Here is a 13,540-nt window from a genome sequence, read left to right as displayed (position 1 = left end):
GCGCCGGCACTGTTCTCACTGGGCGGCGGCGGACCCGGCACTCGCCGATGCGGGCGCCTTGAAGCTGCTCGACTGCCGGACCAGCTGCTCGGTCATCGCGGCGGCCACCGCATTCCCACCGGCCGACGGACGCGCTCGCTCGGCGCTCGGCGTCGCCACGTATTGCGGCGGCGGCAACGACGGATCGAGCTTCGCCGATTCATGCACGAGCGCAGCGGTTTCAGGCGTTTCGGATTTCGTGACGGACGGTGCTGCCGCGTGTCGCTCGAGCCCGTCGCGCTTGCGCTCCGCGCGTTGCGTCGGCTGTGCGAGTTGGCTCGGGCGGCTCGCCTGCGCCGCCTGGACCGGCGGTGCGGATTGTGCGGGTTGCGCCGGCCGTGCCGCTTGTGGCGGCTGCGCGGCTTGTACCGGCGCCGGAATCACGGGCGCGGGCTTGGCCTTCGCTGGGGTCGAAGCCTCCGGCTCGACCGTCACGACATGAACGGTCGGCGGCGGCGCACTCGGTTTCGCGGTGGGCGCCTGCGCGGCGACGACCGGCGCGACGGGGGCGGATGGCGGCGGGTTCATGCGCGCCGCGGCCGGCGGCGGCACGGCCGCTCGTTGCGGCACGGCGTCGTCGACGTGCGGGGACGGGACGGCGACCGCCGCCGGCGGCGCGATCGTGCCTTGCGCGGTATGGTCGTCGTTCGCCGCGGTCACGGCGGCGGCAGGCGCCGCGGCATCGCCGATGCCGGCCTCCGCGATCGCGCGGTGGTCCTCGCGCAGGAGCATCACGTAGCCGCTGCCAGCCGCGGCAACCAGCAATCCGCCGACGATCATCAAAGTCTTTCGGGTCCTTCTCATGCTTGCTCACCGATCTTACCGACGTGAACGAGCCATCATACGCGCCGGTTCGCGCCAGATCCCGCATGAATACATTTGGTTGCATTGACGCCGGCGCAGCGCGGGCGGGGCCCGAACGACGCCGCGCCGCCCTATCGTCAGACGGTTCGACCCGCCCGCTCGCGCCCCATCAGAGGCAGAAGATCGCGACCGCAATCCCGGCGAACAGCGCCCACTTGACGACGTAGTACACGGTGCGATTCCACGCCTTGAGCCGCTTGCCGGCGCGGCGAATCGCATACAGGTACTTGAATGCATGATTGAGGCCGCCGGTGCGGTCGCCCGTTTCGTTCGGCGACGCGGCCGCGCGCATCAGCAGTTGTCCGAATGCATCGTTGACGCGCTGCGCCCAGCGATATTTCATCGGCCGGTCGATGTCGCAGAAGAGGATCACGCGATCGTGCGCGGTGCGATTCTCGGCCCAGTGCAGATAGGTTTCGTCGAACATCACGGCCTCGCCGTCGCGCCATGCGTACGACTCGCCGTCGACGACGATCCGGCACGCGTCGTCATTCGGCGTGTCGAGCCCGAGGTGATAGCGCAGCGAGCCCGCATACGGATCGCAATGCAGCCCGAGCTTGCCGCCCGGTGGCAGCTGCGCGAACATCGCGGCCTTGATCGACGGAATCCGCGACAGGATCTCGACCGTCCGCGGACACAACGCCTGTGCGGACGGATGCGGCGCGTCGTACCACTTCAGGTAGAAGCGCTTCCAGCCGTTGCGAAAGAACGAATTGAAGCCGATGTCGTTGTACTCGCCCGACGCCTTGATCCGGCTGGCATCGCGCAACTCGAGGGCTTCCTCGCGCAAGGTCCGCCATTCGCGCTGCAGCACCGCGAGTTCCGGAAAGTGCCGCGGGTCGAGAAACGGTGTGGTCGGCACCGAAGAGAACGCGTATGAAAAGCAGTTCAGCGGCGCGGTGAAGGTCGAGTGATCGGATAGTTGCCTGAACAACCTGTGCCGAACCTTGCCGCGCCGGTGCGTATGAACGACACACGCAATGAACACGATCAACAATACCCACCGCATCGATACATCTCCCCGTAAGCTCTTTGCAGGAATTCTAGGTACGGGAAAAATTTCGTGCGCTGACGCGCAGGCGCTGCGCCATGCGTCGGCCACACACGGCGGGGATCTCGATCGCGTCACGCCAAAACGCCGAAAAGCCCGTGCGGACGGGCTTTTCGACGCAATCGGAACGCGCGCGCGGCATCTGCCGACGCACGCGCATGCGGCGATTATTCCGGAAACGGCAAATCAGTTTGTCCGTCTGCTCGCATACCGAACGTGTTGAGCGTCATCGCGACGAGCGCGTAATAGCCGAGCAGCGCGACGAGGTTCACCACGGTCTCGTGGCCGAAACGCGCCTGCGCACGCGCGAACGTCGCATCGCTCACGCGCTGGGTGTCGTACAGCTCGGTCGCGAATGCATGGATCAGCGCATCGTCGTCCGATTCGAACGCCGGCGTGACGCCGCGCCGGATCGCGTCGGCCGTCGCGGCCGGCACGCCGGCATCGAGCGCGATCGGATGGTGGATGTGCCACTCGGCCTGCGAGCGCCAGCGCGCGGCGGTCACGAGAATCGCGAGCTCCGACAGGCGCAGTGGCAGGCCCGTGCGATAGCGGCAGAACGCGCCGAGCCGCTGCGCGTGCTGGGCGAGCTCGGGGCTCGCGATCCAGCCGAGGAACGGCCCGTTCAGGTTGCCGCGCGGGCCGCTGAGGATGTCGGCGAGCACGGCCTTCTGTTCGTCGGTGGCCGATGCGGGATCGAAGGGAGGCAGTCTGTCTGTCATGGTCGGGACTCGGTGAGGTAGTGGTTCACGCGCCGGCCGATGCGAGCGCCGCATCGATCGCGCCGGACAGCCGTTCGACGATCGTGTCGATCTGCTGCGCGGTGCAGACGAACGGCGCAGCGATCAGGATGTGATCGCCGTTCACGCCGTCGATCGTGCCGCCCATCGGATACACCATCAGGCCGCGCTGCATCGCCTCGCGCTTGACCGCCGCGTGCAGCTTCAACGCGGGATCGAACGCCGCCTTGCTGTCGCGATCGCGGACGAGCTCGACGCCGACGAACAGCCCGCGGCCGCGCACGTCGCCGACATGCGGATGCGCACCGTAGTGCGCGCGCAGCGACGCACGCAGTTGCTCGCCGCGCGCCTTCACGTTGTCGAGCAGCTTCTCTTCAGCGATCACGCGCTGCACCTCGAGCGCGGCCGCGCAGGCGGTCGCGTGGCCGATATACGTGTGGCCGTGCTGGAAGAAGCCCGAGCCGTCGACGATCGTGCGGTAGATACGGTCGCTCACCAGCGTCGCGCCGATCGGCTGGTAACCCGCGCCGAGCCCTTTCGCGATCGTCAGCAGATCGGGCGCGACTCCGTCCTCGTCGCATGCGAACAGGTAACCCGTGCGCCCCATCCCCGACATGATTTCATCGAGGATCAGCAGCACACCGTACTTGTCGCACACCGCACGAATCTTTTTCAGGTAGGGTCGCACCGGCGGCACCGCGCCGGCCGTCGCGCCCACCACCGTTTCCGCGACGAACGCCGCGACGTTTTCCGCGCCGAGCTCGACGATCTTCTGCTCGAGCTCGTCGGCCAGGCGCTGCGCATACGCTTCGTCGGTTTCTCCCGCATGCTGGTCGCGATACGCATAGCACGGGCTCACGTGGTGCGCTTCGATCAGCAGCGGCAGGAACGGCTCGCGCCGCCATGCGTTGCCGCCGATCGCGAGCGCGCCGAGCGTGTTGCCGTGATAGCTCTGGCGGCGTGCGATGAAGTGACGGCGCCGCGGCTCGCCCTTTTCGACGAAATACTGGCGCGCGAGCTTCAACGCGGCTTCGATCGCCTCGGACCCGCCCGACACGAAATACACGTGTTCGAGGCCAGCGGGCGCTGCGTCGACGAGCCGGTCGGCCAGCTCCTCGGCCACGTCGGTCGTGAAAAACGACGTATGCGCGTACGGCAGTTGCTGCACCTGCCGTTTGATCGCGTCGATCACGCGCTGGTTGCTGTGGCCGAGACACGAAACGGCCGCGCCGCCGCACGCGTCGATGTAGCGTTTGCCGGTCGAATCGATGATCTCGATGCCGTCGCCTGCGACGGCGACGGGCAAGGTGGCGCGTGGAGCGCGATGAAAAACGGTCGTCATGCGTTGCCTCATGGGTCAGGACGCGCTGCGCGCGTGCGCGGACGGCACGATGCGCGTCGCGAAGCGCTGCGTGCCGTGCTGATGGATGGTGAAGTCGATCGCTGCGTCGCGAATGGCGAACACCGCGGTCGCCAGCGTGTTCTCGTCGTCGGGGTCGGCCGGATCGTCGCGATAGATCTGCAGCCCTTCCGGTGCGCGATCGCCGAGCACGCGCAGCAGCGCGGCGACGAACGGATGGGCGTGCCAACGGTGCACGGCCTGCCCTGCGCTGCTCTGCTGCATGTACGTATCGGACCCGGGGCGGGCAAGCTTACCGCCGCGCACGCCGATGTCGAACGGCGTGCCCGCGATGACGGGCGAAAGGGAAAGCGGCATGTCGCGTGGTTCGGTTTCGTTCAGGACACGTGGTTCAGGAATTCCTGTTTCTGCGCATGCTCGAGCGATGTAACCGGCCGGCGGGCCGGAACGACGACCGCACGCCACACCGCAACATGCGATGTTGAATTAGACATCACCGCAACACGTGTTGTCAACGCGGAGACTATGACAACGAAAACATGCTCGACGAGTCGATGCATCGAAACAAGCCCGCGCGGGACGGGCGGGATAAATCGGAGGAAAAGGAGGCACGGAGCGAGCCGGCATGCGAGGCCCGCCAGCCTCCCCCTTCACATCACGTCGCCGTCACGGCGCCGCGAAGAACAGCGCGACGACGCACACCATTCCGCCGAACCACACCAGCGAGCGCAGCGACGCCCAGTTCAGCAGGTACATCAGCGTATAGGCCACGCGAATCGCGACGAATCCCATCGCGATCTGGTCGACGTGGTGCGCATTCGCGCCGTTGTGCCAGGCGACCACCAGCGCGGCGGTGAACAGCGCGAGCGCTTCCCACGCATTCTGGTGCGCGGCCTGCGCCCGCGCGCGCCACCCTTCGAGCTTCGCCAGGTATTCGCGCGGCGTGTGGTTGTCGTAACCCTTGCGCGCCTTGGCCAGGAGCGTCAGCGGGAACGGCAACAGCGCGACGATGAACAGGCACAGCTGGGACGTGGTCATCCAGGTCTCCTCCTTTATGATTACATTGGTCAATGACAGGGTCGCGCAGAGCTTAGCATTGGCCCGCGCTGTTCGCGCACCGGTTTTCTAGACGGGAGACTCGGCGATGCGAGCGGATGACGGCCGTGACGGCGCGGGTCTGGCGCCAAAAATTCCACCAAATCACCGACAAATACGTTAATTAAAACTGGTCGTACACCAATAAGATAGCGCTCAACACTGGCTCGACGCATTGCCGCGCCAGTCTTGCCGACCGGCGCCGCACCGCCGCGCGCGCCGAACGACTTTTCGACCCGAGCCTGACCATGCCCCGTCCCATCGTCGCCCATGTCCGTCCGGACGCCGTCCGTCACAACCTCGACTTCATCCGCCGCGCCGCCGCGCAATCGCGCGTATGGGCCGTGATCAAGGCCAATGCATACGGTCACGGGATCGAGCGGATCTACCCGGGCCTCGCGGCCGCAGACGGCATCGCGCTGCTCGATCTCGACGAAGCCGTGCGCGTGCGCGAGCTCGGCTGGGACAAGCCGGTGCTGCTGCTCGAAGGGATCTTCGAGCCGGCGGACGTCGAACTGGCCGATCGCCATCGGCTGGCGGCGGCCGTGCACTGCGACGAACAGCTCGACCTGCTGATCGCCGCGAAGCCGCGGCAGCCGCTCGACATCCAGCTGAAGATGAACTCGGGGATGAACCGGCTCGGCTACCGGCCGCACGCATTTCGTGCCGCGTGGGAACGCGCGGCGGCCGCGCCGTCGATCGGCAAGATCACGCTGATGATGCATTTCGCAAACGCCGACGAAGGCGAAGTCGACTGGCAGCTCGAGCAGTTCGATGCGGCCACGGCCGGGATTCCGGGCGAGCGCTCGGCATCGAATTCGGCGGCCGTGCTGTGGCATCCGCGCGCGCACCGCGACTGGGTGCGGCCCGGCACGATCCTGTACGGCGCGTCGCCGACCGGCGCGGCGCGGCACATCGCCGACACGCCGCTGACGGCCGCGATGACGCTGACCAGCAAGATCATCGGCGTGCAGACGCTCGCGCCGGAAGAGACGGTCGGTTACGGTCGCCGCTTCACCGCGGACCGGCCGATGCGAATCGGCGTCGTCGCGTGCGGCTACGCGGACGGCTATCCGCGCCACGCACCGACCGGCACGCCGATCGCGGTGGACGGCGTGATGACGCGCGTCGTCGGCCGCGTGTCGATGGACATGCTGACCGTCGACCTGACGCCGTGCCCGAACGCGGGCATCGGTTCGAGCGTCGAGCTGTGGGGCGATCAGGTGAAAGTCGACGACGTCGCCGAAGCCAGCGGCACGATCGGCTACGAGTTGATGTGCGCGCTCGCGCGCCGCGTGCCGGTCGTGATCGTGCCGCCGGGCGCGTCGACGGTGCAGCCGCTGCTGCGCACGGGCAGCCACGGGCGATGACGGCCGTCACGGATGCGGCGGCACGCTCTCGTGTCGTGGTGCATCCGGATCCATTTGCGGGCCGCGTCGCAAGCGGCCCGTTTGCTTTTGCGGCAGGCTCGAAACGCAGGCGAACGAGCACGCGCTAGCAGCACCACGCCGCGCTACGCGCGCCACGTCGGCTTGCGCTTCTCCAGGAACGCATCGATCCCTTCGCCGGCGTCCTCTTCCATCATGTTGCGCGCCATCACGTCGCCCGCATACGCATAGGCTTCGTCGAGCGGCAATTCGCGCTGCCGGTAGAACATCTGCTTGCCGTAGCGCACCGCCGCCGGGCTCTTCGCGACGATCTCCGCGACCTTGCGCGCGACGGCTGCATCGAGCGCATCCTCGGGCACGGCCTCGTTGACGAGCCCCCACGCGGCGGCCGTCGCCGCGTCGACGAAACGCCCGGTGACGAGCATGTCGAACGCGCGCTTCGCGGTGACGTTGCGGCTCAATGCGACGGCCGGCGTCGAACAGAACAATCCGACGTTGATGCCCGACACCGCGAAGCGCGCGGTATCGGCCGCAATCGCAAGGTCGCACGCGGCGACAAGCTGGCAGCCGGCCGCCGTCGCGATCCCCTGCACGCGCGCGATCACCGGCACCGGCAATGCGCGCATCGCGAGCATCACGCGGCTGCATTGCGCGAACAGCGTGCGGTAGTAATCGAGTTCGGGCTTGCCGCGCATCTGGCGCAGGTCGTGGCCCGCGCAGAACGCCTTGCCGTGCGCGGCGAGCACGACGCAGCGTACGTGCGGATCGGCGGCCAGCGATTCGAACGCGTCGTGCAGGCTCGCGAGCATCGCCTCCGACAACGCGTTGAACTGCTGCGGCCGGTTCAGCCGCAGCGTGACGACGCCGTCGTGCGCGTCGTGCAGCAGAATCGGCTCGGCAGTCTCTTGATCGGGTTCCATGATGTTCCGCTCGACAGGGTTCGGCAGGATTCGGTGCGGCACGAAAAGCGCAGCGATCGTGCACGCGCGTTCGGGACGTATCGATGAAATGGTCCTCCACATTCGGCACGGCGTCCAGTCACGTGCCTTTCGCCGTGCCCGCCGTCCGCGCGGCAACGGCGGCGGTCGCATAGGTGACACAGCCGACCGCCGCGATCGCCCACAGCGCGTCGGTCAGGTTCGGCAACAGTCTCGTCGCGGCGCCTGCGATGGCCACGCCGAGCGGGCTCCCGCCCTGTCTCGCCGCATTGAGGAATCCCGACGCCACACTCGCCGCAGCCGCAGGCACCTGTTCGAGCACGGTCGCGATCAGCGGCGCCACGGACAATGCGGTCCCGGTGCCGAAGGCGGGCATCGCCGCCCAGACCACCGGCCACGGCACGCGCAGCGTGAGCGCGACCGCGAGCGTCGGAATGGCCAGCGCCGCCATCCTGAGGCCGTTTGCCGTCAGCCGGACCGGGTGGACGCGGCCATGCCATTTCCCCGACAACAGATTGCCAAGCGACAAACGCAGCGCGAACGGTAACAGCGTCAGCCCCCGTCTGCCGCGCACTCATGCCGAAGCAGTCGCCGGTGATATTCCGATAGAACATCACCGGCTGCGCGAACACGACGCGCAGCGTCTTGCCGTCGATGCGGAACAGGTGCAGGACCTCGAACGACGCGCCGTCGCCCGCATAACCGATCGGCCCGCTATCGAACGTCAATCCGTGATGGTCACTTCGACGCGGCGATTTCTCGCCCTTCCCGCCGGGGTTCCGTTGTCCGCCAGCGAATCGGCATCGCCATTTCCCTCGACACTGATATGCGGCGCCGATACGCCAGCCGAAACGAGAATCTGGGCCACGTGCCGGGCCCGCGCTTCGGAAAGCGCCTGGTTAGATGCTTGGCGTGTCGAACGGGCCGACGTGCTGTCCGCGTAACCCGCCACATGCACGGTTGCGCTGTTGGTCAGCACCGCGATTTCCCGTCCCGCCGAAGCCACGACAGAAGCCCCCCACGGCGCCACCGCCGCATCGCCAGGCGCAAACAGGCCGCCAAACCGCAGCATCAATGTATCGCAGCCGGGCGCGCGGAACAGTTCGACATTGCCCGCGGCAACCTCATCGCGAAGCCGCTGTTCCAGGTTTCGAGCGAGCGCATCAAGCGGCAAAGCCCGGCGGAGCGCTTTCGTGCGCACCCAACGGTCCGCCGCGGCGTAGCCCCCGGCCCCCAGCAATAACGCAACAGCGAGACCGCCTACGAACCTCGCTCGCGATCGACGCACCGCCACCGGACGTACCCACGGATCGGCCGTCTGTCGCGTACGTTTCGGCGGCTCGCTGACGCGATTCACGCTCAGCCCACCCGTCATAACCGCGTCGTGCACGTGTTCGCGAATGACCTGCAAGCGCTTGTGACCGCCTGCTTCAAATCGGTATCGCCCACGAAACCCGAGATCGAGTACGTTTTGGTACAACTCAATCAGATCGAGGTTCTCGCGCGGATCGCGCATTGCCTCGTCGATCAGCTGGAAAACACGGTCGCCGCCCTGACGATCATGTCCCAATGCACTCGCCAGGCTGTTGTCCTGCCACTCGACGCCGGTTGTTTCGCCCTTTCCCCAAGACGTCTGCATCGCCGCCTCGTCGAGCGCGGAGCACAGACAATAGCTTGCGCGCCGGACATGCTCGGGACGGAGCTGGAGTTCACCGGAGATCCGGGTGAAGAGACGAACTTCCTGCCCCAGCCATCGACGCCACCGTGCAATAGCGTCGGCATCGAGCATTTCGGGCGTATCGGCCAATGCCTGCAACAGGACGCGCGACGCTTCGAGCAGCGGGTTGATCGCCTGCTCCGCGGCCTTGAGCCGCGCGGCAACAGGTGGCGAGGGCACGGCGCCTGCGTGGCCCAGCGGATCGGTTGTCGAACGAGTCATCTTGATCGATCCCTCCCGGCTCAGCGGGAAGCGCTTCCCGCGCTCGCCGGCAACATGCCTCGCGGCAACCCCGGCGGCGGGCCGCTATCCGGCACGTTGAACGCCGACATCGTGCTGGGGCACCGAAACGTCTTCAGCACGTCGCTCGTCAGCGGATTCGCGACACTCCCGGCGCTCGCGACGTCGAGCGCCGCGTGACGACCGTCGAAACTGAACGCGACGCGCGTGCGGCCCGGCGTCGCCGTCTCCATCACGCGACCTTTCTCGAGCAGGCGCATCAACGCCCAAGGGCCGTCGGTTGAAATCGTCGACGTGTCCGGCCGGATGCGCGGGCTGGCCGTGATTTCCGTGTGGACGCCGCCACGCGGTCCCGGCCACGTGACCTTGAAAGGCGCGACCGGGCCATGTTGATAGAGCGTAGTCTGTCCATCGATGTCGAGCGACAGACTCATGATCGTCGGGTCGAGTTCGGGAATTCGGATGTCGGCCTTCCAGGTCAGTTGCTTGTGGCCGGGATCGTTGAAAAAGATGTCGCGGATTGCCTTCGCATGCTCGAACGGCTCCAGGTCCGGCCCCTGTACGGGCTCGGTCGCGCCCGGCAGCGTCCGATAGCGCCACGGCTTCGCGGACGTATCGACGAACGGTGCCAGCGTCTTCACGAAGAAATCATCGATCACGCCGCCCTGCGCAAACACGCGCGTGAAATCGTCAATACCGACGTCGCGCTTGCTGTCGGGCGAAAACGGGTAATTTCCTTCGATCGTCAGCCGGCAAGCGTCGCCGACCACCGCCTGCATCTGGCGCGACAGCAGTTGGCCGATCCCCTGATTGACTTCTCGCGAACCATCGGCGGCAAGCTGCAGCAATACGGCGCGAAACGGCGCCGGCATCGTGTCGGCTGTCATTTTCAGTTTCGCAGCTACGTCGCTCGCCGGTGGCATGCTGTTGTTCGACAATGCATTGTCGGCAACGGTGAGCGCCGTGTAATAGTCGTTCAGCAAGTTGGTAACGCCATCCAGCCCCGTCTTGTCCGCCTGTGTGGCAGCAGGTTGCGTATCGGATTGCGCATCCACGCTCCCTGTCACCACCTCGCGCAGCGCCGCAAAGTGATTGTCGACGAGTTCCCGTTCAACGCGCTCCGACGCCCGAATACCCAGCGCCTTGTCCGCCTTCTGATTGAGTTGGTCGGCGGCCCGCTGCAGCAGCGAACCGTCCGACACGGCGATCGGCTGCGCGAGCGTCGTCTCGTGCACGGCTGCGCGGGTGAGCCGCACGAGCGGCGAATCAGGTGCCGCGAAGCTGCGCAGCACCTTCAGGTTGAACGCAAGGCTCGTGCCGCTCACTGTCCGGATGTCGTTGAGAAACGCGTCCCACTGCTGGGCATATTCCATCAGATATTCGCGGCGAACCGCGTCGGTCAATGCATCATCGGCGCCGGTTGCGTTGCTCACAATCTCAGCCGTTTTTTTTTGAGCCTCGCCCAAGTATGAGCGCCCCATCACCCATGCGTCGTCGTCGCGCGCGATCTGCACGAACTCGGGCAGCCGTTTGTCGAACAGATTCCGATAGCCATCGAACGTGAAGAGCCCCGACACGCCGCGCGACAACGGTGCATCGCTCGCTCGCGTGAATACCGTGCCGGCTTGCGGGCCTACCGCGCGCAGCAACGTAAACTCGTCGGGCGCTTCCTTCAGCATGGCCGCCTTTGCGCGCTGGTAAAGGCGATCGGTGGCATTGCTACCGTCGAGAAACGCGCGCGCCTGCTGCACCAGCGCATCGTTGCGGATCAGCGGAGACTGCACCACGCGCTCTCCGGAGAAAAGCTGTTGCACGTGGTCGATCATCGACGCCCTTCCACCGAAAGCAGCCGCGCTATCGGTCTTCGCCCAGTCATCGAGCACCCAGGCCTTGACGTCGGCGGCATTGAACTTCGCCTTGTCGTACAGCATCAGGTACACGCGCAGCGCATCGTAGGCGGCCTTCGAATCCTTGCTCGCTATCGCGCCGGACATGACGTTCTCCAGACGCTGCACGATCTGCGGCAACAGCAGGTTGTCTTCGAGTGCGTCGTAGGTGCGGCGACTTTCGGTTGCTATGTCCGCCGGCGTGTAGAGGCCGTAGCGCCACGCGCTGTCCGGATCGGACAGGTCGAGTCCCGGGAAGGTCGGCAAATAACGTGCGTCTGTCAGCGTATCGGGCACGGCTTGCAGTTTCGGCGTCTTGTACAACTCCGTGACGCGGGCCGTAAGCGCCTGCACCTTTCGGCCAATCGTGTCGAGATAGTCGCCGTTGTGGCCGAAGCTCACATGCAAGCCGATCGCCAGCCATACGAACAACAGCAGCGCCAATGTGTGGCCGATCAGGCGCAAGAGCCGGTAGCGGTATTCCCAGCGCAGGTTGGGGCTCACCAGATGCGATTCCGGGAACACGACACGGGTCAGCAGATCGTGTAGGAAGAACCCTTGGTTGCCCTCGGCTCGCGCCGGTGAAACGGCGGCGTGGTCCTGAGTCGACAGAAGACGTTGAACGACTGTACCGCGCTCCACGACGATCTCGCTGTCCCGTTGTCGTGCACTCGTGAAATACACGCCGCGCAACGTCGAATGGAGCTGGGTATCGTCGTAGCGCGAATCGAGAAACACCCGGTCGATCAGGTCGAGCAGCGGTCCGAGCAGCGCAGCAAACTCCTCCGGCAGCGCCGCAAGCGACCGGCGCTTGCGCGGATCGTACTCATCCTGCAGATGCGTATCGATCGAACCGCTAAGCCGTTGCGACAGTTCGGCAAGTTCCGCCTGGCAGCGGGCGCGCAGCCCCTCCTTCGCAACCGTTTCCTTGCCATACGGAAGCGTAAAGCCCCATGTCTGCGCCCTCCCCTCGGCCGTCAGTGCCCCGAAATACTCGGCGAAACCCGTCAGACGGTCCATCTTCGTGACCATTACATAGACAGGGAAACGAATACCCAGCTCCTGCCTCAGTTCGGCCAGCCGCGCGCGCAACGTGGCGGCCTCAGCCACACGCGCGTGTGCGTCGGCACCGGCCAACGTGGCAAGATCGATCGTCAGCAACGCGCCGTTGATCGGCGCGCGAGGCCGATGCCGGCGCAGCATGCCCAGAAATCCGAGCCATTCCGCACGATCGACCTTCTGTCGACGCTCACCCGTACCCTGACCGGGCGGAACGACATGACCGCTGGCCGTTGACGGGGCGGCGGCTTTCGATTGCGACGCCTCGTTCTGCTTCGTATCGTCTTCAGCGCTTTTCGCAGCCGGCTGGACATCGGCGCCGTCCTTGCCCGGAACGCCGGCGGCCGGCTTTCCCGTTTCCGCGGCGGGCGCCTTGACGTCCTCGGCCGTCGACATGCCATGACGTGTGTAGTAACCAGCCGTGTCGATCAACACCGCGTCATTGGTCAGCCACCAGTCCACCGAGGCAGCGTCACCGGCAGGCGTCCCGACCGCGCGCTGCATCTGCTCGGCAACGGGAAACGCCAACCCGCCGTTCATCAGTACGCTGGTTTTGCCGGACCCTTGCGAACCGAGCGTGATGTACCAAGGCAGCTCGTATAAATAGCGCTTGCCCTGGAACAGCTTGCCCAGACCGCGCGCACCGGTACGCATCGATTTGAGGCGCGTGAGCGCACTCGTCACGATCCCTTCGATTTTCCGCAAGCGTGGGGCAGCAGGCGATTCATCCTTGCGGCGATCCATGCGCAGCATCTTCTTCATGAACGCGTCGTCTTCGCGCATTTTTTGCCACAGGCGGACGATCCAGAAGAGGACAAAAGCGGCCCCGATCAGTGCGATCGCGGTGAGTCGGGCCGACACGGGCTCGAACGGCGCCGTATGGCCGAGCGACAGCAGCGGCGCCGTATACCAGATCAGCAGGCACAGCAACGCGACGAACACAACGCTCGTCGACACGCCCACGAGCCAGAGCAGCACGCCGGCGAGCAACAGCGCGATCAGCAGCACGCGCATGCCGGCGCCGGCGAGCGGCTTGAGCCCGCCGAACGCGAAAAACGGGCCGACGAACCAGATCACGAGTGAAACGACGATCAGTGCGAGGAACGCGAGGAACTGGCGCGAGGCCAGAAACGACAGGAACTGGAACTTCTTCATGTTTTATT

At 66.1% G+C, this 13,540-nt stretch carries 11 protein-coding genes and 1 pseudogene; 2 read left to right on the top strand and 10 right to left on the bottom strand.

What is annotated here, in order from left to right:
• Positions 1 to 15 precede the first annotated feature (15 nt).
• Together SB786_RS18415 and lpxO are read right to left on the bottom strand one after the other, a co-directional pair.
• A complete protein-coding gene (locus tag SB786_RS18415; RefSeq protein WP_410728686.1) occupies positions 16 to 843 on the bottom strand; it encodes an extensin in 828 nt (275 codons plus the stop codon).
• A gap of 169 nt (positions 844 to 1,012) precedes the next feature.
• Entirely contained in the window at positions 1,013 to 1,912 is a 900-nt protein-coding gene (lpxO, locus tag SB786_RS18410) for a lipid A hydroxylase LpxO (RefSeq protein WP_410728685.1), read from the bottom strand.
• On the opposite strand from lpxO, the gene SB786_RS18405 reads away from it, so the two are divergent.
• Positions 1,884 to 2,177 (top strand): hypothetical protein, encoded by a 294-nt coding sequence (locus tag SB786_RS18405; RefSeq protein ID WP_410728684.1) that lies wholly within the window; start codon positions 1,884 to 1,886, stop codon positions 2,175 to 2,177. The genes lpxO and SB786_RS18405 overlap by 29 nt on opposite strands.
• On the opposite strand, the gene SB786_RS18400 is transcribed toward SB786_RS18405, so the two are convergent.
• The 4 genes and pseudogenes from SB786_RS18400 to SB786_RS18385 all read right to left on the bottom strand — a co-directional run bounded on the left by SB786_RS18400 (position 2,122) and on the right by SB786_RS18385 (position 5,092).
• Entirely contained in the window at positions 2,122 to 2,676 is a 555-nt protein-coding gene (locus SB786_RS18400; RefSeq protein ID WP_012365801.1) for a carboxymuconolactone decarboxylase family protein, read from the bottom strand. The genes SB786_RS18405 and SB786_RS18400 overlap by 56 nt on opposite strands.
• A 25-nt stretch (positions 2,677 to 2,701) precedes the next feature.
• Positions 2,702 to 4,036 carry an aspartate aminotransferase family protein gene (locus SB786_RS18395; RefSeq protein ID WP_410728683.1) on the bottom strand — a complete coding sequence of 445 codons (1,335 nt, stop codon included), beginning with the start codon at positions 4,034 to 4,036 and terminating at the stop codon, positions 2,702 to 2,704.
• A gap of 15 nt (positions 4,037 to 4,051) precedes the next feature.
• Positions 4,052 to 4,261, bottom strand: a pseudogene (locus tag SB786_RS18390) (peptidase C45); the annotation flags it as partial.
• A 459-nt stretch (positions 4,262 to 4,720) separates the two neighbouring features.
• Entirely contained in the window at positions 4,721 to 5,092 is a 372-nt protein-coding gene (locus tag SB786_RS18385) for an MAPEG family protein (RefSeq protein WP_410728682.1), read from the bottom strand.
• Between the two features lie 305 nt (positions 5,093 to 5,397).
• On the opposite strand from SB786_RS18385, the gene alr reads away from it, so the two are divergent.
• The gene (gene alr / locus SB786_RS18380; RefSeq protein ID WP_410728681.1) at positions 5,398 to 6,519 is read left to right on the top strand and encodes an alanine racemase; all 1,122 of its coding nucleotides are present in this window, start codon (positions 5,398 to 5,400) and stop codon (positions 6,517 to 6,519) included.
• Between the two features lie 143 nt (positions 6,520 to 6,662).
• Here alr and SB786_RS18375 read toward each other — a convergent pair whose 3' ends face one another.
• The 4 genes from SB786_RS18375 to tssM form a co-directional block, all read right to left on the bottom strand.
• The gene (locus tag SB786_RS18375; RefSeq protein WP_410728680.1) at positions 6,663 to 7,457 is read right to left on the bottom strand and encodes an enoyl-CoA hydratase; all 795 of its coding nucleotides are present in this window, start codon (positions 7,455 to 7,457) and stop codon (positions 6,663 to 6,665) included.
• A 118-nt stretch (positions 7,458 to 7,575) separates the two neighbouring features.
• Positions 7,576 to 7,926, bottom strand: coding sequence for a hypothetical protein (locus SB786_RS18370; RefSeq protein ID WP_410728679.1), 351 nt, complete (start codon positions 7,924 to 7,926; stop codon positions 7,576 to 7,578).
• Positions 7,927 to 8,199: 273 nt separating this feature from the next.
• On the bottom strand, positions 8,200 to 9,414 hold the full coding sequence (gene icmH / locus SB786_RS18365) for a type IVB secretion system protein IcmH/DotU (RefSeq protein WP_410728678.1): 1,215 nt from the start codon (positions 9,412 to 9,414) through the stop codon (positions 8,200 to 8,202).
• Between the two features lie 20 nt (positions 9,415 to 9,434).
• Positions 9,435 to 13,532: a type VI secretion system membrane subunit TssM gene (gene tssM, locus SB786_RS18360; RefSeq protein WP_410728677.1), complete on the bottom strand. Its 4,098-nt coding sequence runs from the start codon at positions 13,530 to 13,532 to the stop codon at positions 9,435 to 9,437.
• Between the last annotated feature and the right edge of the window lie 8 nt (positions 13,533 to 13,540).

The sequence above is a fragment of the Burkholderia sp. SIMBA_062 genome (assembly GCF_046534765.1).
GTDB classification, from domain to species: domain Bacteria; phylum Pseudomonadota; class Gammaproteobacteria; order Burkholderiales; family Burkholderiaceae; genus Burkholderia; species Burkholderia ambifaria.
This window is presented reverse-complemented; position numbering and strand designations above follow the sequence as displayed.